Below are 22858 nucleotides of genomic sequence, written 5' to 3' on the forward strand. Positions count from 1 at the left end.
CCGCCTGCTCTCGAAAAAGCAGGCGGTTTTATTTTTACAGCGGTTCCAGTTAATATTGAATCGTTGGAACCGCTGTAACTATTTGTTTTTACGCATTTCCGAACGCAAAACCGGTTCCCACTTTTGCTGGAAATGCTTTAACTGTGCTGCTTGCGTTCGAGCCAGATTTTCAGAACGAGCGTAAGAAGTGCAATGCCAGCCAGCGTTGAAGCAGCCGCAAAGGCTCCGGCGACATTATAGTCGTTGAACAGAAGTTCGACCTGCAATGGCAGTGTATTAGTTTTCCCGCGAATAGCACCCGATACGACAGACACAGCCCCAAACTCGCCCATCACTCGCGCATTGCAAAGCACGGCACCATAGAGCAGCGCCCATTTGATATTGGGCAATGTCACATAGAAAAATGTCTGCCACGCATTGGCGCCAAGTGTAAGGGCAGCCTCTTCCTCGTCACTTCCCTGCACTTCCATCAACGGAATAAGTTCGCGCGCCACAAAAGGTGATGTCACGAACAGGCTCACCAGAAAAATCGCCGGAACCGTGAACATGATCTTCACATCATAGGATTCGAGCAGCGGCCCGAGCAGCCCCTGCGAACCGTAGAGAAAGAGGTAGGTCACGCCGGCAACGATCGGTGAGACAGAGAAAGGAATCTCGACGAAGGTGATCAGCAACCTGCGTCCGGGGAAGCGAAACTTCGTGACGAGCCATGCAACGCAAATACCGAAAGCCATATTGATCGGCACAACCACAATTGCCGTCAGAATAGTCAGCCAGACGGCATGCAGCGTATCAGGCTTGAGGATTTCGCCGAAAAATACACCTACGCCCTTGCTGAGCGCGTAAGAGAAGATAAGCGCCACGGGTGCGCCGATACAAATTATCGACAGAATGGTCGCAAGCCAGATCAGCAAGTTTCGCACTGGACCAGGCGCATTACGCGCCTGCAGGCTCGCACTAACGGTCTGCATAACGAAGCTGCCTTGCTTGAATAAGATTGGTCACGAGAAGCATGAAGAACGCCATCAGCAACATCACTGAGGCCAGCGCTGCTGCGGCAGGATAATCATATTCGTCAAGCCGGATGAAAACGAGCAACGACGTTACTTCTGTTTCGAAGGGCAGATTACCAGAGATGAAAACAATCGATCCGAACTCGCCGAGACTGCGCGCAAATGACAGCGACGCTCCCGCGAGAAAGGCCGGGAAAATGGTCGGCCAGATGATGTGTGAAAATATCTGCCAAGGACTGGCGCCCAAACTGCGTGCGGCCTCTTCCACATCCGCACTCATGTCCTCCAGAACCGGCTGTACTGTGCGAATGACAAAGGGAATGCTGGTGAAAAACATTGCGATCATGATGCCGAGTGGCGCATAGGCGACCTTGATGCCCAGTGGCTCCAGATAACGCCCGAACCAACCATTTGGAGCAAACAACGTCACCAGTGCCAAACCAGCAATAGCCGTGGGCAAAGCGAATGGCAAGTCAACCGCGGCATCGATCAGTCGCTTGCCCGGAAACTGATAGCGTGACAGCACCCATGCGAGCAGCAGTCCAAACAGACCGTTGAACACGGTGGCTACGGCGGCAGCACTAATTGTAATGCGATACGTTGCGAGTGCGCGATCCGATGTGACGATATTCCAGAAATCGCTCCAGCCGAGGCTTGCAGTTTTAAGGATCATTGCCAGAAGCGGCAGGGCTACGATGATAGCCAGATAAAGCAAGGTGCAGCCAAGGGTCAATCCGAACCCCGGCAGCACCGAATTGCGTTTCATGCTCAGAAGCGACACTGGATTTTTCCAAAAGAAAGGCGAGAGCTGGGTGCCCTCGCCAGGTAGTCTTGTTTACTTAGCCGTGAAGAGCTGATCAAGTACGCCGCCCTCGGCAAAGTGATCTTTCTGCACTTTCTCCCAGCCACCGAAAGCATCTTCGACCGTTACGAGACGCACATCAGGATAAATATCCTTGTGCTTGGCAATCACATCCTTGTCGTGGACGCGATTGAAGTTCTGCGCAAGGATCTCCTGACCTTCCGGTGCATAGAGATAATTGAGATAAGCTTCCGCAATCTTGCGCGAGCCGCGCTTGTCGACAACCTTATCAACGACAGTGACTGGGAATTCAGCGAGTAGGCTGACTTCAGGCACAACGACATCATACTTGTCTTCGCCCAGAACCTTTTCGGTTCCACGTGTTTCGGCTTCAAAGGTTACGAGAACATCACCAATGCCGCGTTCGGCAAAGGTTGTCGTTGCACCACGACCGCCTGTATCAAACACAGGCACATTCTTGAAGATCTTTCCGATGAACTCGTGAACCTTTTCCTGGTCACCTTTGAAAGCTTCATTGGCGTAAGCAGTCGCAGCAAGATAGGTATAGCGTGCATTGCCCGAGGTCTTAGGGTTCGGGAAAATGACCTTCACATCGTCACGCGCGAGATCGTCCCAGTTCTTGATATTTTTCGGATTGCCTTCACGAACAAGAAAAGCGGGGAAAGAATAGTAAGGTGAAGAATTGTTCGGTAAACGCTTCTGCCAATCGGCAGGGATCAGATCGCCTTTATCATGCAGAACCTGAACGTCAGTCACCTGATTGAAGGTCACGACGTCGGCTTCCAGACCTTCGAGAATGGAACGTGCCTGCTTGGATGAACCGGCATGAGACTGATTAACAGTGAGGTCTTCGCCAGTCTTGGCCTTCCAGTCAGCCACAAACGCTTTGTTGACTTGCTCGTAAAGTTCACGCGCAATGTCATAAGATACGTTAAGGATTTCCTTTGGCTCTTGCGCATGAACAGGGGCCGTACCCAGACCAAGCGCCACCGCCGCATATAGAATAATTTTCTTCATAGATCGCACCCTTCTCACTTTGCTTGCGCAAAGCGCTCATAAATCGATTTCAGCCAGAGCGCCCTGCGCCCTCTTGGGCGCACAAAAGATGCTCTAAGCCATTGAATCTGCGCATCGCGCTTTCCGAAAATCGATTCCGATTTTTGGGCTGACGCTGTAGGAAACAAATCTACAGAGAGAAGGCCAAGAATCAATCTAAATCATTGATTTAAATATATAAACCACTTTCACAACCATTCTTGGAAACCCCGCCTAATCACAAAATCAGCATGAGAAAAATTTTCCAACAAAAGCCCAGTATAGGAAATAAAAACAATAAGGCCGGGAGCTTACACACCCGGCCTTCTAAACTTCTTTCAGATTTTAGCTTCTACCAGAAGCCGCGATGCTGCCAGCACCAAAGGAAATTTTGCTCACCACGCTCTAGACGGCTACGGCGCCGCTCTGCGATTTCTTCGGCGTTCAGCTTCATTCCCCGCCAAGGCTGTTCCAGATAAGCCGTGATGCGCAGCATAGTATCTTTTGCGCCGTGTACCAGCAATTGAAGTTTGCGGTTCATAAGAGCCTCCTGTTCGCGCCCGTTTCGCGATCATCATTTCAATGCTGCAATCTGAAGCCCAATTTGGGTCGCGCTTTCGCCGCAACAATGAACGATGTGTTAATTTTGAAGGCTTCTGCGATAAAGTCAATATCCGACTTATTTTATCGGAGTTAACAGGGTGAAATATTTTGCGAGTACCCGCGCAGATACCCGCAAAATTATTCCAAATTACACCTCGTAGTCGTCGACCGGCCTAATCCGAACTTTCTCGACATGTCGACCACTCATGGCCTCGATGTGAAACTCGAAGCCGTCCGCCATGAAGCTTTCTCCACCCAAAGGCAGATGACCCAGATGCCAAAGGACATAGCCTGCAAGCGTCGTGTAGCGATCGCCGTCATCAACAAGATCCCGCTGCAGGATACTGCTCAGACGGCGAATATCGGTGAAGCCATCGACAAGATAGCCGCCCTGTCCATCTGATTCCGCAACAGCAGCTTCTTCGTCCTCATCAGGAAATTCGCCAGCGATTGCCTCAAGCACGTCTGTAGGCGTCACCACACCCTCGAAGGAGCCGTGCTCATCTACAACGATAGCAAGCTGCACGGGTGAAACACGAAGCTGTTCCATGACCCGCAGCACATTAGCGTTTTCATGTATGACCAGCGGTTGCTTGACGACGTTATCCCAATCAATCGGTTTCTTATCGCTCATATCGAGCAACAGATCCTTGACCGAAGCTACGCCAATAAACTCATCGACCTGACGACGGGCAATAATGACGCGCGAATGCGAAAGCTTGCGGATCGCCTGATGAAGCTCTGCTTCATCTTCATCAAGATCAAGCCACTCGATTTCGTTTCGCGGCGACATAATCGAGCGCACAGGACGATCTGCAAGATCGAGAACGCCACGGATCATTTCTTTTTCTTCCGGCAAGAAGACATCGCTGGCTGCGGTTTGCTGAGCAATCACATCAACCGTATCCGACAAAGGATTATCGCCACGATGACCACCCAGCAGACGCAACACAGCACCAGCGGTTCTTTCACGCAGATCGTTGGTGGTGACCAGTTTCTCACGATTCTTGCGCGCCATCTGGTTCGCAGCCTCAATCAGCACTGAGAAGCCGATAGCCGCGTAGAGATAGCCCTTTGGAATATGGAAGCCGAAACCTTCAACGACGAGGCTGAAGCCGATCATCATCAGGAAGCCAAGACAGAGGATAACCACTGTCGGATGCTTGTTGACGAAGTCCATGAGTGGGCGGGATGCCAGCATCATTACTACGATAGCAATGATGACGGCAATCATCATCACTGGCAGATGTTGCACCATACCCACCGCTGTGATCACACTATCAAGCGAGAAGACAGCATCGAGTACGACGATCTGAACGATAACCTGCCAGAAGATTGCATGTGCGACGCGTGTGTTCTTATGCCCATGTGCACCTTCAAGGCGCTCATGCAACTCCATCGTACCCTTGGCGAGAAGGAACAGACCACCGACCAGCATAATGAGATCGCGGCCAGAGAACGAAAGCTCCATCACGGTGATCAGCGGTTCACGCAGCGTCACGATCCAGGAGATCGAAGCCAGCAACGCAAGGCGCATCAGCAAGGCCAGCGAAAGACCAATTATACGCGCACGATTACGCTGATGAGGTGGAAGTTTATCGGCCAGAATGGCGATAAAGACGAGATTGTCGATGCCGAGAACAATTTCTAGCACCACCAATGTCACGAGACCTATCCAGGCATTGGGGTCGGCAATCCAGTCCATGGACCAATCCATGATGTGTCGGCTCCTATAAAATCAGAGTGAAGGGGAAACAGAAAAAACGCCGCATGCGTTTCCCTCCCGAACCGTTGAAATACGGATCGGCCCAAAGAAACTGCAGACGGCGTGAGAAAGCTCAAAGCCTTTTAAGTCCGATGCTCCCATACAGGGAGCGGGACTTCGTGAAGACGAATCGTCAGAACTGTCGTCGGGCATAAAGCGCGATGAACCTTTTAAAGAGACACGAAACAGGCTCGCTGCCTGCTCCTAAATGCCATGTTGTCATATGGACATGTGATCGCTGCATTATGCAGACGCGCGGCTCGCGCGCAAGACCATATGCTATTCAGCTGGAGAAACATGCACGCCGCGTTTGCGCTCGCGACGCGGGCGCCCCTTGAAAAAGCGCATGCCGATCACGGTTGCAACGATTGTCACAGCTGTAATGCCGATGACAAACCAGAACATGTGATCGCCATTCATTTTGGCAAAAACGCCGAAACCACGCCCAGCAAGCCAGCCTGGCAGGAACATGACCGGTGCCCAAACCATCGCGGAAAGTACGTTTGCAGTCTGGAAGCGTGTCTGGTCCATTGACATCATGCCCGCGACCATTGGCACGGTACACCGAACTGGTCCGAAAAAACGTCCAAGGAAGACTGCAGAAAAACCATAGCGCCTGAACAGCAGACGCGCACGCGCTACACCACTGCGGTGCTTGTTCAGTGGCCACTTATGAATGATGCTGCGGCCAAGCCACCAGCCGAGAAAATACGAAACAATGTCGCCTATAACAGCACCAACAATTGCACCGATGATGATCGGCCACGGCTCAACGATCCCGGCCCCCACCAAACCACCAATCGCGAGCATGATCGGGGTAGCTGGAATGAACATGCCGATAATAGCGAGAGACTCGCCGAAGGCAATAATGCCCACGATAGGACCCGCCCATACCCGATGATCGGAAATGAACTGCCCGAGATCGCTAATTATGCTTTCCATTCCGTCCTCAAAATGCCGCGAACCGAATTATGAAACCGCATCCCGACATCGGGGCGACTTCTGGTTTTCTGAAACGAGGTCAATCCGGTGCATGAACCCCTCGCCTGCCTGCGCGTCACAAACGCTTGCAACATTTTTACTCAATGGCAAAAATCATATTTGCTTATCAAGTCTTTTATATGCCGAAGCATCTCAGACAAGCATCAAAAATTGATGACATGACTGCGACATTTGCAGCGCAAATGATTTAGCTCAAACGAATAATGCCAATCCCCTCTCTTGCGTGGCCTGGACATGTCCTGATCGAGCTTTGCAAATATGGAAATTCGCAAGGCAGGTTACAACGTCGAACAAAGAAAAATGATTCAAAAACAGAATCATGAGTGATTTGATTCCTTTCAATCAACCATTCATCAGCAATTAAAACGATTAGCCGATACTTATGCTCGAAATGCGTGCAGAAGCTGTTTTCAGAAAACTGCGCATTTCTGGGCTTTTTGAAATCAGTCAAACTTTTTTTAGGTTTTTTTCGATTGAAGGCTAGACAGACATAAAAGCGGCCTTTATAGAACCGCTCACCTCACCGGGGCCGCTGCCTCGGAGAAGCGAGTGGGTGATTAGCTCAGTTGGTAGAGCAGCTGACTCTTAATCAGCGGGTCGTAGGTTCGATCCCTACATCACCCACCATTTTCTCCTTTCTTACAAAGAGTTACCGCTGATTACATGATGGCTGGACGATCCCGCCTTCACTTGTTGCACCGGCATTTAATGCTCTTTTTACTCCCAAATAACATCAATCATAAATAGCGACGGCCATGCATAATTAAGCATGGCGAAACCGGCACGGTGGGATTATGAGTTCCCCATGACCCCCAAAAGCCTTGGTTACACATTTACACTTGTTGCCGTCGCCATTTTCGCTGCGCAGGACGGTATCTCGAAGTATCTTGGATCACATTACTCGCCGATCTTTATCACGATGGTGCGGTACTGGGCTTTCGCCGTGTTCGTGATTTTGCTTGCCACACGGTCTGGGGGCATTGCCCGCGCAGCATCAACGAAGAAACCTGCATTGCAGATTTTTCGCGGCGTACTCCTCGCAACAGAAATTGTTGTCTTCGTATTTGGCCTCAGCAGGGTCGGCATGGCGATGGCGCAATCAATCTTCCAGGTTGGCCCTCTGCTCGTCACAATGCTCTCCGTGCCCTTCCTTGGCGAAAAAGTGGGTTGGCGTCGCTGGACCGCTATTGTCGTCGGACTGTTCGGCGTTCTGCTCATTATTGACCCGACGCACGTCTATTTCGACTTGAACCTGCTGTTCCCGCTAACTGCGACAACAATGTTTGCCATTTACGTCATCGCAACGCGTGCGGTCAGCAAATATGACAGCGCGATGACCAGCTTCTTCTATACGGGCATCGGTGGCGCGGTCGTTCTCACAGCCGTTGGTCTGTTTCATTTGGAATCGATTGCCCCGCACGATTGGCCGTGGATGGCAGCGCTCTGCGCCTGTGGTATTGCAAGCCATTACTGCCTCATTCGTGCCTACGACATTCTCGAAGCCGGTGAAGTACAACCGCTCACATATTTGCAGCTCGTTATCGGCGCTTTCATTGCTGTCCTTGTGTTCCAGGAGCAACTAACCTGGAATGTAGTCACTGGCGCGGGCATCGTTGTCGCTGCTGGCCTCTTCTCAATGTTCAGAGAAAGATACCTCGCAAAGAAGCCATCATAACATTACCGATTATTAATTGGCTTGTTCATATCAGGTTCACCTAATATGGCCGACATTACTCACACGCCAATTAGCGGCGCCCTTGTATAGAGTGATGGAGTCAAAACACTATGAAATCGAAGACATTGTATATTGCCGTAATTGCATCGGCATTGCTTTCAGCCCCTGCTTTCGCACAGGACAAATCGAGCGACAATACAGACAAGTCAGCGACGGATACTTCCATTACGCAAACCGATGGAGCCAAGGGCAAACGCGGCCCGATTGATCTTGAAAAGTTTTCTCGCATGGATGAATTGAAAGCCGCTGATACCAATGGCGACGGTGTACTCTCTCGCGATGAAATCGAAGCGCTTGCGCTTAAGCGCATGGTGAGCCGCGCTGCTGATCGTATGGAGCGCCGTCTCGACGTGAAAGGCGATGGTAAAATAACGCTGGAGGCGATTGAGAAGCAACGTCAGAAAGAATTCGTAGCACTCGATCGCAACGAAGACGGCAAACTTGATCGCCAAGAACTACGTGCTGGTAAGAAATTCCACCACAACGGTCCAAAGGGTCCGCACCACGGTGGTAAAGGCAAGATGGAACACCATCAGTCAAAGCCGCAAAACTAATACTGTTCATCACGAAAAAGCCCCGCATTGCGGGGCTTTTTTGTTAAGAGCGAATAACGCCCTTCTTAAAAATGATGTTGCCATAGAGGCGCTTCTCGCCTGAGCGAATGACTGCATAGGCAGCACTCGCCCGGTCATAGAATGCGAAACGCTCAATCTGATCGACAGCAATCTTGCGTCCTTCAGCCTTCTCAATGACGGCTTCAAACTCACCGAAAATCGCAGGGGTTTCATTCGGCGCCGCCATCACAGCCGCTGGCTTGTCAACAAAGTCGTCGAGCGGCAGCAGTGAGAGCACAGCTTCTGCAACATCAGTCGCGCTGATGCCCGGAAAGTCCAGCACCTGCACACCAGAAGCCTGTGCAGGGTAATTGGCGTCAACAATAACCAAATCGTCGCCATGGCCCATATCTGCAAGCACTTCGAGAAGTGATCCGGTGAGCAATGGATTTATGTTTTTAAGCATTAGGTGAATCCGAATGATGGAGGTTGGACGCCGTCACCCTATAGCATCGATCTAAAAAGCGGAATCGCTTTTTGGAAAAGCACGGTTCATTGATTTAAAACGATAGAGCGCCAATCTGATTCATTCAGATCGGCGCTCTAAAAGCGGCATTAGCGATTTAAAATCAAATAAGGGACAAACCCTTATTCGGCTTTCGCCTCGATATCGACCTTGTCGAGCATTGAGAGTGGATCCTGTGACGCAGCCACCATTTCCAACGCTCCAATACCCTTTTCGGACTTGGACTTGATTGTCAGTTCAAAAACATTCGGCTTCGCGATGAAAGTCGAGAATGCGGTGATCGCATCCTGAAGCTTCGGCTGATCGGCCGCAAGCTCCTGCAGAACGGCACTGGCGATCAGCGTCAGTGTACTGCGTGCTTCATCGACAGTCATATCGTTTTCATCGGCATAGAACTGAAGACCCTTGGCAATGATGCCCTGCTCTTCGATCTTCAGCTTAACTTCACGTGCCTTAAGGCCCAGAAGCGCAACCTGTGCCAGCACCTTGTCACCAGAGAAGAACTCCTTGGTGAAACCACCCATCAGACCAGACATGGACACCTTACCCATATCCTTACCGCTGACCGAAAGGTCTTTGATGACGAGGCTTTGGTTCGCTTCATCCCAATTGGCTTCCAGATTGGAAGAAATATTAACACGGTCATAGCCGAGCTTGCGCAGCTGCTGATACATTTCCTCGTGGCTGTTCGCAGGAACGGGCAAAGACATATCTTCATAAGCAACACGGATATCCGTAGGAATACCATTGAACGGCTTGTTCAAGGCCAGCTCATAGCTCTTCATACTGAACTTGATGCGCTCAGGCAGACCGCTAGCTGGCGGCGTTGCTGTTGTGTCCTGATCTTCATCAACATCAACGTCGTCGTTGGCGTTGCTGTCGCCCGGAAGATCGGCGTCGACACCCTTGACGACCATCGTGCCGAATTCAGGCAGCATCGTCGTAAACGGGAAATTTTCCATTTCCTCGTCGCTCAAGCCTGCAAACTTTGTCACTGCTTCTGCCGAAGGCGCCCAGTTGAAGCCCTTGAGCGAAAATTCGTCCAGCTTCACGAAGTCAGTGCCGTTACCAGCCGAGAAGCCGTTCAGCGACATGTCGAGCTTCTTATTATCGAAGGACATCGCCATCTTGTCGATTTTGCCTTCGCCCTTTTCCGGATCGCCCGGCTGGATCTTCATTCCGAGTAACTCGACATCGCCCTTGCCGATCGTGTCGAAGAGACCGATCAGACGCATGAAGAATTCTTTACGCTCTTCCTGCGAAAGAGACTCAATTTCCTTGGCTGCTTCCAGTTTCTGCAGTGTCTCGGTGAACGGCTCCGCAGGCAGGCGCATGGTAAAACCATTGCTGCGAACTTCATCATAGCTGAAGTTCGACTGCGAGCCCTTTACGACAATATTCTTTGCCGAGAAAGGACCATAAACAGGCTTGGCTTCCGTGTCGTTTGGACCAGCTTTTTCGGTATAAAGACGCGCTATGAACACGCCATCGATATCCTTGCCTTCGGAAGCACCGATTGTGCCAGCCATACGCTCTTCATTGATCGTACCATTTTCGTCAGGCAGCGAAAGGTCAAGATCGAAGGTCGCGCCGGTTGAAGAATAGCGCGCGACATGACCGTGAACGATGTCTTCCAGAGTGACATCCTTATAAGACGTCTTCTGTTCCTTATCGTTCAGCATCTGAACAATGTTGATTTCCGGCACGGTCATACGCTTGGCCGAAACGCGTCCCACGCGCTCGGCGAGGTTCAGTTCGCCATTACCGAAGGTGTCGCGCAACATCTGGATATCGAAATTCGCATCGTCAACACGGACGCTAGGCAGCGAAATCTTGAACTGCGCGATCTGTGTATTGATGCCCTTGGCATCCAGCATGCCATTCAGAAACAGCACTTTTGGACGGCCTTCAATCGAAGCGATTGTTACATTGGCCCCGTCCTTCAGCGGCAGGACCACATCGGTCAGATGAATGCGGCCGAGAAAGTCGGCAGAAACCGAAGCAGCCTTGCCACCACGTCTTTCAAGCTGAGCGTTGATAGTTTTCTCGAGGGTAATCTTATATCCGACCGCACCTGCTGCGGCGATGGCGATAACTGCTACAGCTGCCCAAAGCGCTTTGCGTCCGCCTTTGCGTTTTCCGCTCGTTGCCTGCTCCACGATTTCTCATCCTTTTAGCGCAATTTCAACGGTATCTAAGGATTGATTGGTTAATCACAAGAATTTGTAAGAGCAAGCATGATCACAAGAGATTTAAGTTTTTTGACCGTCAGGTGCAAAAATCCTGCACATTTATGAAGGATTTTTGCACAGAATAGTCTGGCAAGAATATCAAAGCGGCGTTTGAGGGTGCGGTGACGAATCGTATGCGCCCCAGATCGACTGATCGAAGTTGACGATAGCGCCAGTCATCAATCCAGACTCTTCAGATGCCAGGAACGCAATCGCGCGGGCAACTTCCGCGGGGTCGATCAAACGACCAAACGGCTGGGCCTTAACCGCGTCATCAAGCCAATTGGCGGGTGCGCCATGAAACTCACGCTGGATACGATCTTCGCCATCCGACGCCATCCAGCCGATATTGAGACTGTTGACGCGGATACGGTTGCGCAATACCGAATAAGCGACATTGCGGGTCAAAGTATCTAGCGCACCTTTGGAAGCGCAGTAGGCCGCAATGAACGGCTGTCCGCCCATGGAAGACATAGAGGATATATTGACAATCGCGCCTTCAACCTTGTCCCGACGGAAGAGCTTGATTGCCTCCTGAATAAGGAAGAACGGCGCACGCGTGTTGACAGCAAAAAGTCGATCAAACAATTCAGGAGTGGTATCGAGTATATCACCGCGATCCGTCAGCCCGGCCGCATTGACAAGAATATCGATACTGCCAAACGACCGATCGGCTGCGGCAATTACTTTGCGGCAATCCTCAACCTTCTCAAGATCAGCCTGAACAAAGACGGCCTTCGCACCCAGCGTTTCCAGAGCATCAGACTGCGCCTTGCCCTTCTCGGTTGAACGCCCGCAGATCACGATGCCCTTTGCACCCCTTTCCGCGAAAAGTCGCGCCGTGGCCGCACCAAGTCCCTGAGTGCCGCCGGTGATGACAGCAACCTTGCCGGTCAATTGTCCGCTCATTGTTAACTCCAATAACTGGCTTAAACACGTCCACCAAGTGCAGACGACAGATCGGCCAGTTCCTGACCGCCCGCCATCAAACTTTGCAACTCATCCATATCAACATCGCTTCTGGTGCGTGTTCCAAGCGTAGCGCCGCGATTGAGCACTGTGAACTTGTCACCGACAGCATGAGCATGACGCACATTATGGGTGATGAAGATGACGCCGAGCCCACGTTCGCGAACGAGATTGATATATTTCAGCACCATAGCAGTCTGGCGCACACCAAGAGCGGAAGTCGGCTCATCGAGAATCAGCACCTTAGCGCCAAAATAAACCGCACGCGCAATCGCCACACATTGCCGCTCACCGCCTGAAAGCGTTCCTACCGCTTGCTGCGGATCGCGCACATCGATGCCGATCTTCTTCATCTCTTCGCGTGTAACATCTTCTGCGAACTGTGCGTCGAACCAGCGAAGCGGCCCAATACCCTTGGTCGGTTCGCGACCGAGAAAGAAATTCCGCATTACCGACATCAGTGGGATCATGGCAAGATCCTGATAGACCGTTGCAATACCATGATCGAGCGCATCACGGGGACTGTTGAAAGTCACCTGTTTGCCTTCAACGAAGAACTCGCCGCTGGTGGGTTTATGAACTCCTGAAAGCGTCTTGATCAGTGTCGATTTGCCCGCGCCGTTATCACCAAGCAGACAATGCACCTGCCCCGGTTCGACGCTGAGCGATACACCATTCAATGCAATAACCGGGCCGAAATGTTTGACAAGATTACGAACTTCAATGATCGGGGTTGTCATGACTTGCCTTCCCTATCAGCGCAGTTTGAGGAAAAGTAGGAATGGCTTTCCGTTCGAAACTGCGTGAATGCTAAAATCTACCGCTCGCCTGTGGCGCGCTTACGGATGAAGTTGTTGAAGAGAACGGCAATCAGCAGCATTCCGCCGAGGAATACCAGATACCAGTCCTGATCAATGGTCGTGTAAGTCAGGCCGATCAACACCATGCCAAAGATGATCGAGCCAAAGAACGCGCCAATGGCGGAGCCGTACCCACCGGTCAGCAGACAGCCACCGATAACCGCAGCAATGATCGCCTCGAATTCTTTCTGAAAACCACGCCGTGCATCCGTTGATCCTGCGTCCAGCACGGTGAGGATTGCGACCAGTGCAGCAGCCATCGCAGTACACATGAAAAGGATGGTCTTCACGCGGCGGACCGGCACACCGGAATTACGCGCAGCCAATGCGTCACCGCCCGATGCAAAAATCCAGTTACCAAAGCGGGTTCGCACCAGAACGTAAGTGGCTAGAAGTGCGATGCCAATAAACCAGAGCACTTCGACAGGCACGCCTTTGACAGATGGTTGCCCATTGGGGAATTTAGCAATCAGGTCTTTCTCGGCAAGCCATGCGAACAGGCCCTGAAAAGCATCGCCCGAAAACAATCCGGCGAGATAGCTGGTGCCGACTGCTTCTTTCACACCGCGCAACTGTGTTGCGCCGCCCGTCGCCCATTTGAGGCCGACCAGTGAAAGGCCGCGCAGAATAAAGAGAAATGCCAGCGTTACGATGAAGGACGGCAGTCCGGTTTTGAGAACGATCTGCGCATTGATAGCTCCGATAAGAGCCGCAAATACTAGCGTCAGGATGATCGCGATCACAAGTGGCACCTGCAAGACAACAAGTGCTGCCGCAAATATCAGGCCCGCGAAAGCAATCATCGATCCTATGGAAAGATCGAACTCGCCGCCGATCATGAGAAGTGCCGCGGCGACGGCCAGAATGCCGAGCTGTGAAGCAGGTGCCATGAAATTCATGATACCTGCTGCCGTAAACATCGCTGGATTGGCTGTCGATAGGAAGAAGATCGTGATGAGCACAAGCCCGGACACAGCACCCAATTCAGGCCGGCTCAACATTCGCTGCAGCGGACTGGCATTCTTCAGCCGTTCGTCATGCTGTGCAGCAGTGATTGCCGGGTCATTTGTGGCTGCCTGAGCGGGCTGCTCTGATGAAGTTGGCTCACTCATGCTTTCCTCCTTCAAGCGCATCCATGAAAATACGCATTAAAACAATTCGCAAGTGGTCTGCATGATTCAGACATTTGTCCCACGCCTGTATCCAAGAGATGCAAATGTCGGATTCTGACCACGAGAGCATCATTTTGATTCAATCTGCGAGATATGCACTCCAGCCCATGCTGTACGACGGCCGCGAGTTTCTGAGAATGACTATCCATTCCCGCCCATTTTCATGGGCGGGTGAGTTGTTTTGAATTTATGCCTTGTTTAGCGGATGCCCTTGGCAGACAGCTCAACGACCTGCTTGGCCTTGTCCTTAGTGATCAGGTTCGGACCAGAAGGCACGTTGCCACCTGGCATCAGGCCATATTTTGCATTGAGTGCAAGGAATGCGACCGGAAGATATCCCTGCAGGAACTGTTGCTGATCGATAGCGAAATCCGCTTTGCCGCTTTCAACCGCTTCAAGGAAACCAGCCGACATATCGAAAGTCGCGACGTGAATACCTTCGCGTCCGCTTTCCGAAGCTGCCTTCACCGCCGGTTCACCAGCAAGTGTCGCGTTGAGGGTCAAGATCGTATCAACAGCCGTATCGGATGCGAGTGCTGCACGGACCTTGGATTCGTTTTCAGTCGGATCAGCCGAGGTTGGCAGGACGGTCACATCGCCAAAACCTTCTTTGAAACCTGCACAACGCTGATCGAGCGAGACGTTGCCGACTTCCTGATTGACGCAAATGCCCTTCTTGCCGCCAGCCTTTTTCAGTGCTTCACCGGCAACCTTACCAGCATCGTACTCATCCTGACCCACGTGCAGCAACGCGCCGAGTTTCTTGGACGCGTCAGACCCAGAATTCATCGAAATGACCGGAATACCTGCGGCAACCGCACGTTCAATCGACGGCCCAAGCGCATCCGCGTCAGGGATCGAAACAACAATGCCCTGCGGATTCTGATTGATTGCAGCATCGATCAGCTGCGCCATCTGCACCATGTCGAAGGTTTCAGGCGCGCGATAATCCACCTTTGCGCCTGTATCTTTCGCAGCTTCAGCAACACCATTTTTTACAACCGACCAAAATGGATCAGATGCCTGACCGTGGCTTACGACCACAATGCTGACATCCTGTGCTTGCGCTGCGAAAGACGCAGCCATCAGTGCAACACCAGCAACTGCCGACTTTAAAAGAGATTTCATGTTCACTCCTCCCTACCCGGCACTCCCCGCCGGTTTGTTAATTTATCTGTACCTTGATCAAAGCTAATTCCGGGGCTGCCTCCACGCATTTGATCCCGGCAATTTCGATCTGACCTTCGCTCTTTAATAGAATGAAACATTCATTAGAAATTTCTCGTGGAATTATAATTCCATTTCTGTTAGCTCATGTCAATCACATAAGCTGCTGTCGAAATACATCCTGAAAAGTAGGAAACCGTTTTCTGAATTTTGCTCTGGGAGGAGAAAATGACTGTTGTAACGGGTCTGATCGGATCGGGCTTCATGGGAAAGACCCATGCTCTTGCCCTGGCGAATGTAAACCGGATTTTCGACCTTCCCTTAACAGTTGAACTGCACACGTTGGCCGATGTTGATGACAACATAGCCAACCGTGCTGCCCGTCAACTCGGCTTTGCGCATTCGACAGGAAACTGGCACAACCTGATCGCCCACCCGGCCATCAATATGGTCGACATCACCACACCAAACCGCTTTCACAAGGAAATGGCGCTCGCGGCAATTCAAGCTGGTAAGCATGTCTATTGCGAAAAACCTCTCGCGCCCACAGCCGCAGAATGTCTTGAAATGACATTGGCCGCAGAGCGCAAAGGCGTCAAAACCGCTGTCGGCTTCAACTATCTCAAGAACCCAATGATCAAGCTTGCGAAAGACATCATCGACAGTGGTGAAATCGGAGAAATCAGAAATTTCCGCGGCATCCACGCCGAAGACTTCATGGCAGATCACCGCATTCCATGGTCCTGGCGGCTTGATCCGGCAGGTGGTGGCGGCGCACTTGCGGATATAGGCAGTCATATCATTGCAGCCGCGCGCTATCTTGTCGGGCCCATTACCGATGTGATGGGCAAAAGCGTTACCGCGATCGCTGAACGCGCCGACCAAGCCAATCCTTCACAAATGAAAGCGGTGGAAGTCGATGACATCTGCCATGCCTTCGTGTCTTTCGAAAACGGCGCGACGGGCACGCTCGAAGCCAATTGGGTGGCGAGTGGCCGCAAAATGCAGCACGACTTCGAAATATCAGGTTCCAAAGGCTCTATCTACTTCTCGCAGGAACGCTTCAACGAGCTCGATCTGTTTCTTTTCTCAGACAAAAAGGACCGACAGGGTTTCCGCAAGATTTTCGCCGGACCCGATCATGAACCCTATGGCGCTTTCTGCGTGGCTGGCGGACACCAGATTGGCTTCAATGATCTAAAGACAATTGAAGTGCGCGACTTTCTGTTGAGCATCGCGGGTCAGAATACCGGCCATGCGGATTTTCGCGAAGGTTATGAGGTGCAAAAAACCATCGAAGGCATCTATGCTTCCAGCCTCGAACGGCAGTGGAAGACGGTATGAACTACCGGAGACGTTTGCGCGTATGTAGGATGAATTCGCCGTCGATCTTCATCAGTTGCGCGTCAATTCCATAGACATCTCTAAGAAGCGCCGGTGTGAGCACATCCTCCGGCGTGCCATCCGCAATCAGCCTGCCATCATCAAGCACAATCAGCCGGGTGCAATATTTCGCGGCCAAACCAAGATCGTGAAGTGAGGCAATCACCGTTCTATTCTCTTGAGCAAGTCCGGCAAACAATTCCATCAGTTCAAGTTGATGTGCCGGATCGAGGCCCGCTACTGGCTCGTCGGCCAGAATGATCGATGTATCCTGTGCCAGCACACGCGCAATCAAGACCCGCGCTCTTTCCCCGCCCGACAACTCGTTGGCAGGACGAGAGGCAAGCTCAGCCACACCCATGCGTTTCATTGCGGTTTCAACAACGGTTTCATCAGTGTGGTCAAACCCGGCAAAGGCCGGTTTCAGCGCCGAGCGCCCAAGCGACACCAGCGTTTTGACTGTGACCGGCCAGGCAACATCACGCTCCTGCGGCAGATAAGCAATGATTTTGGCGCGATCAGCCACCTGCATTCGTCTGAGGTCAGAGCCATCAAGCAGAATGTTACCTGTTGATGACGTCAGCCTCAGAATCGCACGTAAAAGCGTGGTCTTCCCTGCACCATTCGGACCGATAAGACCAATTAGCTCGCCCTCACCTGCTTCAAACCCAACGGCTTCAAGCACAGGCTTGCGCCCAAGCGACACATCAAGATTGTCGATGGAGAGAACGCTCATACCAGCCGCCTCCGATATTTGAAGACCAGCCAAAGGAAGAAGGGAGCGCCGATAATGGCCGTCAGCACACCAAGTTTCAATTCGCGTCCTGGCATGATGATCCTCACCAGCACGTCGGCTGCGAGCAGCAATGCGGCACCGCCAAAGGCACTCGCAACAAGCAGGCGCGACGGTCGAGCACCGACCAACGGGCGCAGAATATGCGGCACCACTAGCCCAACGAAACCGATAGCACCTGCGACCGCCGTTGATGCTCCAACTGCAGCGGCGGTTCCAACCACAGCCAAGACCTGAACGCGGGAAAGATTGACGCCCATGCTTGCGGCAGCATCCGAACCCAATGTGAGACTATCGAGCGCACGGCCCAACGAGAACAACATCACCCAGCCAATCAGAATGAAGGGGGCAGCAAGCCAAACATGGGTCATGGATCGATCAGCAAGTGAGCCGAGCATCCAGAATACAATCTCCATCGCGGCAAAAGGATTGGGTGAAAGGTTGAGCGCCAAAGCTGTCATCGCACCCGCAAGGCTGGTCACGGCAACGCCAGCAAGAATGACGGCAAGTGTTCCCGCATGGCGTCCGGCAAGCGCTTTCACAAGAAAGACCGATGCAAAAGCACCAACTAATGCCAGCAAAGGCAGCGCCAGCGGGAAAACCTGTGACAGTCCTGTATAAATTGCAATCACCGCACCAAGCGACGCCGAAGAACTCACGCCAAGAAGCCCCGGTTCCGCCAACGGATTACGCAGATAACCCTGAAGAGCCGCTCCTGAAAGGCCGAGCGAAGCGCCAATCAGAAGAGCGAGCAAAGCACGTGGCAGACGGATTTCGCGCATAACCAACACGATGACATCGCCCTGCCCGGCAAATAGCGCCTGAACACTATCACCAATGCTGATCGATGCCGGTCCAACCAACAGCGAAAGCGCGAACAACACCAGCACCAACATGCCAAGTACAAACAGCAGAAGATAAAAGCGACTTGATTCAGTCACGCGCAGCCTCCGCGAGTTTCGCCACAGCCTCAACGCTGAACGGCCCGCCACACACTGTCAGATTATCGTTGAGTGCCACTGTTCGTGTATATCCTTCCAGCGCGCGCAATGCGGGATGCTCGAAATTCTCGAAAGCCAGAGCTGGTGGTCGACCGCGTGATCCGCGCACCAGAATATCAGGCTTTTCCATAATCAGCATTTCGAGCGGCAGCATAGCCGAGCCGCGAACACCGGCTTTGTCGGCGATATTGTCAAGTCCGGCCAGACGGATCGCCTCATCAATCAGCGTACCGCGCCCTGACGTATAGCTGTTTGCATAATAAAGCGCGACGGTGCGCTTATGTTCGGGCCGTTTGATTACTGAGAGTGCCGCGTCCATCGCAGCAATTTGTTGATCTGCTTCTTCTTTGCGCCCCAACAATTCACCCATTCGCTTCATATGTGCCCTGATATCTTCAAAGGAACGTGCAGGCGCAAACTCCTCAACCCGCACGCCGAGTTCACGCAGCAGTCCAACTGTAGCCCGCGAAGAGAACGTGCCTGCCAGCACCAGATCAGGCTTCATGAGAAAGACCTCTTCCGCCTGTCCATGATTAATCGGAAGCTGCTTTGCCTTCTCGATCATCACCGACAAAAGCGGGTCTCGCGACAAGTATGAAACCGACTGCAACTGCGTGCGATCAGCCAGCAGCAACGCCAGCTGATCGGTACAGACATTGATCGATACCACCCGCTTAGGGATTTCCTGCGCTTGCGCTGAATGAAACACAGCGAGAAACAGGCATGCCGCAAGGCAAAGCCTGATTTTCCATAATCCTTGCTGCAGTTTCATACTGTGCGTCTCATCAGAAATTCCGCGTCAGCCCGACATTGAAGCTGCGCCCCGGCGCATTATAGCCAGAGGTGGTCTGGTAATCCTTGTCGAAAATATTCTCCACAGAGAGTTTGAGCTGAGATTGTTTGTCGATTTCATACAACGCGATGAAGTCAGCCGTCACATAAGGATCAAGCTTGTTGGTATTCGCAGCACTGGTATAGCGCGAGCCGCCGTAACGCATCCTTGCGGTCAGATCGAGCTTCTCAATCGGCTTGAAGTTCACCTCCGCCGTCGCTTTCACCCGTTCGCGATAGGCCAGATCATTATCGGTATCTTCATCTAACGGACGTTTCAGATCGATGGAGCCTTTAAAGCCCCAGCTATCATTAAAGCGATGGGTAAGTGTCGCGTCAAAACCCGTAACCTGCGCCCGCGCAATATTATAGGGCAGATAGGAAGGTGCTGTGCTTAAGATCGCATCGCGCAGCCATGTTTGATAAAAAGCCATATCAAGGCTTGTGTTGGCGCTGGCCTGCCAGTTGAGGCCAATCTCGTAGGAGCGCGATTTTTCCGGTTGCAAATCGGCATTGGCAAAGCCGGGATAATAAAGCTCATTGAAGGTAGGAGCACGGAAGCCCGTTCCAAACGACGAACGCAACACGAGATCAGGCAGGATTTCGTAACTCCCACCGAGATTATACGTCACAACGTCGCCAAACTGCTCATTGTAGTCATAGCGCACGCCGCCATCAAAACGCAGCGCATCATATTCAAGCGAATATTGGCCGAACACCGCTGCCAGATTGCGGCTTGTCTCGGCATAAGCAGTCGTTGCATCCACCTCTTCGCGATAAGCCTCAACACCACCCGTCACCACATGCGAGACATTACCGGTATCGAACTGCTTTTCTGTGGAGGCAAATACCCCATAGCGTTTTGTTTCAAAGCGGTCTGAGCCACTGACGCCCTTGCGGAAATTCCTACTGTGATCGAGGCCTGAGCTGAATTCAATCGTCGAGGACCAGTCTGAACTGTGATCGACCCGCGCGCCAAGCTTGCCGCTAAAGGCGGTTGTGTAAGCTTCGTTGGCCGACGGCGCTTTTGCATCATATTGATTGCGTCCTCGGCTCAGAAGACCATCGGCATAAATCTTGCCCCAGTCAAAATCCTTCGACAGCGCGAAGTTGAACGATCCCTGCAGGAAACCATCGCGATCAGGCTCATAACCAAAAGCTTCGGGAGTCGTGAAATTATAGCCCTGCGTGCCGGTCACTGCCGCACCAAAGGCATAATCGATACCATCTTTGCTGCGCCCTTGCAGAGAGCCGGATACATAACCGCCCCATGGGTGCGTTACACCTGTTGTCACGCTTCCGCAGAAAGAGCGCTCGCCACACGCTCCGCCCTGCTTGGTGATAATGTTGATGACGCCGCCCATCGCATCGGCACCGTATTGCGAGGAATGCGCGCCTTTGGCGATCTCGATACGATCAATTGAGCTCAACGGAATATTGGAAAGCGCAGTCGCCCCGGTGGTCGCCGAAGCTGTTCGCACGCCATTCACCAGAACGACTGTCTGTTTCGATGACATGCCCCGAATATAGAGATTGGAAGACGATCCCTGTCCGCCATTTGCGGTGATCGAAATGCCCGGATAATATTGCAGCAGCGATTGGAGATCCGGTGAAGCAGAGCGCTCAATCTCGGCCTTATCAATCACCGTGACGGAAGACGTTGAACGCTGCAACGATGTCGCGCGGCGCAGCGGCGTTACAACAATCATGTCAAGCACGACGCCATCCTGTGCATTTAAGTTTGTCTGTGCGATAGCATCCAACGGCACCGCCACCAGAATGGTCGATGCGAGATATGCAGATAATTGGAGAATATGCATTAATTTCTACTTCCTGCGCGCAAGCTTTGCTTCACCGCAGGTGTCAGAAATCAGGGCGCAAGCTCCCTGTCTTTGTCCCACGGCAACATTTCACAATGTCACCGCTACGGACGGCCGCGACTGAACACCCCTCGTGTCAGCCATGGGTGACTGGATACGGCAGGTCTCCTGACTTCCGGGTCTTCATCGGTCCTCCGCCTTCCCGAACACGAATGCTCAGTGGCTATAATCGTAAGATACGATCATAGGAGGATGACTCTCCGGTTACAGTTGCGGGGGCAGTCTCGGCATCAGCAATTTAATGCTTCACCGTGTTCCCTTTTCATCCACCCTCTCGGGCAGAACCGTTTCCTGAAGCGAGCGATAGCAAGGGGAAGGAAGATTATCAACTGCAACAATGTGCCCCATCTGAATCACATTCAGAACGAAGTGATTCAGATTGTTGAATTGCAAAGGTTTTCCTATCTCAAGAAATCGCGGAAGCGACGCAGCGCAAAGAAGAAAAGTACACTGCCAATTACAATCATTGCCAGCAATTGCGGCCACACAACACTGAGCCCTGCACCACGAAACAGCACCGATTGTGCCAGCATCACAAAATGCGTATTGGGTGCTGCCAACATAATGTTCTGGATGATTTCTGGCATGCTCTCGCGCGGTGTTGTGCCACCCGATAGCACTTGCAGCGGCAGCAGAACCAACATCAACAAAAGGCCGAACTGCGGCATGGAACCGGCAATCGTTGCGAGAAAAATACCAAGACTGGTGGTCGCAAAAAGCTGCAATGCAGCCCCTGCCAGAAACAGCGTCAGTGAACCGTTGATCGGCACCGCCAAGATACCCTGAACCACCACGATCAGCGAAAAGGCCGTAGCGACCAACACCACCATCCCCATCGACCATACCTTGGAGACCATGATCTCAAGCGGCGTTACCGGCATCACCAACAGATGCTCGATGGTGCCATGCTCGCGCTCACGGATAAGGGCTGCACCCGTCAGAATAATTGAGAGCATCGTTACCGACGAGATCACGTTGGTGATCGCGCCAAACCAGCCCTTGTTCAAGTCCTGATTGAACCTCGCACGCAAATTGAGGCCAACGGGCGTTTGCGTGTCTTCGCGATAGCGATTGAGAAACTCTGTCACTTCGCTTGACACAATCGACTGCACATATCCACCGCCCGTAAAGGCCTGGCTCATGCGCGTTGCATCGACGTTCAGCTGGATTGTTGGCGAACGTCCAGCGAGCAGATCACGCTGGAAGTTCGGCGGAATATCGAGTGCGAATGTGTCAAGACCAGCATCCATGCGCTTATCCATCTCGTGAGACGAGATAAGTTTTGGCGGCACGAAATATGGCGGATAAAACGCGGTCGTGATCCGACCCGAAACCGGCGACTGATCCTCATCGACAATGGCGATAGCCGCATTGTTGAGGTTTTCAGGCATAGCCTTCGCCGCCGTATAGATTGCGAGCGTGAAGGCATAGACGATGAGAAGCAGAAGCATCGGATCACGCGCTAATCCGCGCAGTTCCTTCACACCAAGCTGGAAAATATTGGAAATCCGCATC

Annotated in this window: 20 protein-coding genes, 1 tRNA gene and 1 riboswitch; of the genes, 4 read left to right on the forward strand and 17 right to left on the reverse strand. The window is 52.2% G+C overall.

Annotated elements, in window-relative coordinates; all coding sequences use genetic code 11:
* Nucleotides 1-137 precede the first annotated feature (137 nt).
* The 6 genes from cysW to CES85_RS16325 all read right to left on the reverse strand — a co-directional run bounded on the left by cysW (nt 138) and on the right by CES85_RS16325 (nt 6181).
* Nucleotides 138-971, reverse strand: a complete 834-nt coding sequence (gene cysW / locus CES85_RS16300) for a sulfate ABC transporter permease subunit CysW (protein WP_095446893.1) — start codon at nt 969-971, stop codon at nt 138-140.
* Nucleotides 958-1779 (reverse strand): sulfate ABC transporter permease subunit CysT, encoded by an 822-nt coding sequence (cysT, locus tag CES85_RS16305; protein ID WP_095447921.1) that lies wholly within the window; start codon nt 1777-1779, stop codon nt 958-960. The genes cysW and cysT overlap by 14 nt, the downstream gene beginning before the upstream one ends.
* A gap of 69 nt (nt 1780-1848) precedes the next feature.
* The gene (locus CES85_RS16310; RefSeq protein WP_095446894.1) at nt 1849-2853 is read right to left on the reverse strand and encodes a sulfate ABC transporter substrate-binding protein; all 1005 of its coding nucleotides are present in this window, start codon (nt 2851-2853) and stop codon (nt 1849-1851) included.
* A 370-nt stretch (nt 2854-3223) separates the two neighbouring features.
* Nucleotides 3224-3412, reverse strand: a complete 189-nt coding sequence (locus CES85_RS16315; RefSeq protein ID WP_095446895.1) for a hypothetical protein — start codon at nt 3410-3412, stop codon at nt 3224-3226.
* Between the two features lie 210 nt (nt 3413-3622).
* Nucleotides 3623-5191 (reverse strand): TerC family protein, encoded by a 1569-nt coding sequence (locus CES85_RS16320; protein WP_095446896.1) that lies wholly within the window; start codon nt 5189-5191, stop codon nt 3623-3625.
* A 327-nt stretch (nt 5192-5518) separates the two neighbouring features.
* On the reverse strand, nt 5519-6181 hold the full coding sequence (locus CES85_RS16325) for a DedA family protein (RefSeq protein WP_095446897.1): 663 nt from the start codon (nt 6179-6181) through the stop codon (nt 5519-5521).
* A gap of 611 nt (nt 6182-6792) precedes the next feature.
* On the opposite strand from CES85_RS16325, the gene CES85_RS16335 reads away from it, so the two are divergent.
* From CES85_RS16335 to CES85_RS16345, 3 genes are all read left to right on the forward strand, one after another.
* Nucleotides 6793-6868 (forward strand) — tRNA-Lys (locus CES85_RS16335).
* A 178-nt stretch (nt 6869-7046) separates the two neighbouring features.
* Nucleotides 7047-7916: a DMT family transporter gene (locus CES85_RS16340; RefSeq protein ID WP_095446898.1), complete on the forward strand. Its 870-nt coding sequence runs from the start codon at nt 7047-7049 to the stop codon at nt 7914-7916.
* A 110-nt stretch (nt 7917-8026) separates the two neighbouring features.
* Entirely contained in the window at nt 8027-8530 is a 504-nt protein-coding gene (locus CES85_RS16345; RefSeq protein WP_095446899.1) for an EF-hand domain-containing protein, read from the forward strand.
* A 43-nt stretch (nt 8531-8573) separates the two neighbouring features.
* On the opposite strand, the gene CES85_RS16350 is transcribed toward CES85_RS16345, so the two are convergent.
* The 6 genes from CES85_RS16350 to CES85_RS16375 form a co-directional block, all read right to left on the reverse strand.
* Nucleotides 8574-8996 (reverse strand): RbsD/FucU family protein, encoded by a 423-nt coding sequence (locus CES85_RS16350; protein ID WP_095446900.1) that lies wholly within the window; start codon nt 8994-8996, stop codon nt 8574-8576.
* A 182-nt stretch (nt 8997-9178) separates the two neighbouring features.
* Nucleotides 9179-11215, reverse strand: a complete 2037-nt coding sequence (locus CES85_RS16355) for an aq_1923 C-terminal domain (protein WP_095446901.1) — start codon at nt 11213-11215, stop codon at nt 9179-9181.
* Between the two features lie 171 nt (nt 11216-11386).
* A complete protein-coding gene (locus tag CES85_RS16360) occupies nt 11387-12196 on the reverse strand; it encodes an SDR family oxidoreductase (protein WP_095446902.1) in 810 nt (269 codons plus the stop codon).
* Between the two features lie 20 nt (nt 12197-12216).
* On the reverse strand, nt 12217-12996 hold the full coding sequence (locus CES85_RS16365) for an ATP-binding cassette domain-containing protein (protein ID WP_095446903.1): 780 nt from the start codon (nt 12994-12996) through the stop codon (nt 12217-12219).
* A 77-nt stretch (nt 12997-13073) separates the two neighbouring features.
* Nucleotides 13074-14228 carry an ABC transporter permease gene (locus CES85_RS16370; RefSeq protein WP_191792993.1) on the reverse strand — a complete coding sequence of 385 codons (1155 nt, stop codon included), beginning with the start codon at nt 14226-14228 and terminating at the stop codon, nt 13074-13076.
* Nucleotides 14229-14486: 258 nt separating this feature from the next.
* Complete coding sequence (locus tag CES85_RS16375; protein ID WP_095446904.1) at nt 14487-15416, reverse strand: sugar ABC transporter substrate-binding protein; 930 nt, start codon at nt 15414-15416, stop codon at nt 14487-14489.
* A 267-nt stretch (nt 15417-15683) separates the two neighbouring features.
* Between CES85_RS16375 and CES85_RS16380 the strand changes: the two genes are divergently transcribed.
* Nucleotides 15684-16799, forward strand: a complete 1116-nt coding sequence (locus CES85_RS16380) for a Gfo/Idh/MocA family protein (RefSeq protein ID WP_095446905.1) — start codon at nt 15684-15686, stop codon at nt 16797-16799.
* A gap of 1 nt (nt 16800) precedes the next feature.
* Here CES85_RS16380 and CES85_RS16385 read toward each other — a convergent pair whose 3' ends face one another.
* The 5 genes from CES85_RS16385 to CES85_RS16405 form a co-directional block, all read right to left on the reverse strand.
* Complete coding sequence (locus tag CES85_RS16385; RefSeq protein WP_095446906.1) at nt 16801-17574, reverse strand: ABC transporter ATP-binding protein; 774 nt, start codon at nt 17572-17574, stop codon at nt 16801-16803.
* Complete coding sequence (locus CES85_RS16390) at nt 17571-18572, reverse strand: FecCD family ABC transporter permease (RefSeq protein WP_095446907.1); 1002 nt, start codon at nt 18570-18572, stop codon at nt 17571-17573. The genes CES85_RS16385 and CES85_RS16390 overlap by 4 nt, the downstream gene beginning before the upstream one ends.
* Nucleotides 18565-19404: an ABC transporter substrate-binding protein gene (locus CES85_RS16395; RefSeq protein WP_095446908.1), complete on the reverse strand. Its 840-nt coding sequence runs from the start codon at nt 19402-19404 to the stop codon at nt 18565-18567. Before CES85_RS16395 ends, CES85_RS16390 begins: the two co-directional genes overlap by 8 nt.
* 13 nt (nt 19405-19417) lie before the next feature.
* Nucleotides 19418-21283: a TonB-dependent receptor domain-containing protein gene (locus CES85_RS16400; RefSeq protein WP_095446909.1), complete on the reverse strand. Its 1866-nt coding sequence runs from the start codon at nt 21281-21283 to the stop codon at nt 19418-19420.
* A 141-nt stretch (nt 21284-21424) separates the two neighbouring features.
* A riboswitch (cobalamin riboswitch) is annotated at nt 21425-21647 on the reverse strand.
* A 97-nt stretch (nt 21648-21744) separates the two neighbouring features.
* Nucleotides 21745-22857 (reverse strand): ABC transporter permease, encoded by a 1113-nt coding sequence (locus CES85_RS16405; protein ID WP_095446910.1) that lies wholly within the window; start codon nt 22855-22857, stop codon nt 21745-21747.
* Between the last annotated feature and the right edge of the window lies 1 nt (nt 22858).

The sequence above is a fragment of the Ochrobactrum quorumnocens genome (assembly GCF_002278035.1).
Classification (GTDB): domain Bacteria; phylum Pseudomonadota; class Alphaproteobacteria; order Rhizobiales; family Rhizobiaceae; genus Brucella; species Brucella quorumnocens.

Bases quoted from the DNA above. Each gene is read 5' to 3' on its own strand.
- CES85_RS16400 (WP_095446909.1), bottom strand. From the start codon at position 21,283: ATGCATATTCTCCAATTATCTGCATATCTCGCATCGACCATTCTGGTG.
- CES85_RS16345 (WP_095446899.1), top strand. From the start codon at position 8,027: ATGAAATCGAAGACATTGTATATTGCCGTAATTGCATCGGCATTGCTT.
- CES85_RS16360 (WP_095446902.1), bottom strand. From the start codon at position 12,196: ATGAGCGGACAATTGACCGGCAAGGTTGCTGTCATCACCGGCGGCACT.
- CES85_RS16405 (WP_095446910.1), bottom strand. From the start codon at position 22,857: ATGCGGATTTCCAATATTTTCCAGCTTGGTGTGAAGGAACTGCGCGGA.
- CES85_RS16385 (WP_095446906.1), bottom strand. From the start codon at position 17,574: ATGAGCGTTCTCTCCATCGACAATCTTGATGTGTCGCTTGGGCGCAAG.
- CES85_RS16315 (WP_095446895.1), bottom strand. From the start codon at position 3,412: ATGAACCGCAAACTTCAATTGCTGGTACACGGCGCAAAAGATACTATG.
- CES85_RS16320 (WP_095446896.1), bottom strand. From the start codon at position 5,191: ATGGATTGGTCCATGGACTGGATTGCCGACCCCAATGCCTGGATAGGT.
- CES85_RS16375 (WP_095446904.1), bottom strand. From the start codon at position 15,416: ATGAAATCTCTTTTAAAGTCGGCAGTTGCTGGTGTTGCACTGATGGCT.
- CES85_RS16380 (WP_095446905.1), top strand. From the start codon at position 15,684: ATGACTGTTGTAACGGGTCTGATCGGATCGGGCTTCATGGGAAAGACC.
- CES85_RS16365 (WP_095446903.1), bottom strand. From the start codon at position 12,996: ATGACAACCCCGATCATTGAAGTTCGTAATCTTGTCAAACATTTCGGC.
- cysW (WP_095446893.1), bottom strand. From the start codon at position 971: ATGCAGACCGTTAGTGCGAGCCTGCAGGCGCGTAATGCGCCTGGTCCA.
- CES85_RS16310 (WP_095446894.1), bottom strand. From the start codon at position 2,853: ATGAAGAAAATTATTCTATATGCGGCGGTGGCGCTTGGTCTGGGTACG.
- CES85_RS16340 (WP_095446898.1), top strand. From the start codon at position 7,047: ATGACCCCCAAAAGCCTTGGTTACACATTTACACTTGTTGCCGTCGCC.
- CES85_RS16395 (WP_095446908.1), bottom strand. From the start codon at position 19,404: ATGAAACTGCAGCAAGGATTATGGAAAATCAGGCTTTGCCTTGCGGCA.
- cysT (WP_095447921.1), bottom strand. From the start codon at position 1,779: ATGAAACGCAATTCGGTGCTGCCGGGGTTCGGATTGACCCTTGGCTGC.
- CES85_RS16370 (WP_191792993.1), bottom strand. From the start codon at position 14,228: ATGAGTGAGCCAACTTCATCAGAGCAGCCCGCTCAGGCAGCCACAAAT.
- CES85_RS16350 (WP_095446900.1), bottom strand. From the start codon at position 8,996: ATGCTTAAAAACATAAATCCATTGCTCACCGGATCACTTCTCGAAGTG.
- CES85_RS16325 (WP_095446897.1), bottom strand. From the start codon at position 6,181: ATGGAAAGCATAATTAGCGATCTCGGGCAGTTCATTTCCGATCATCGG.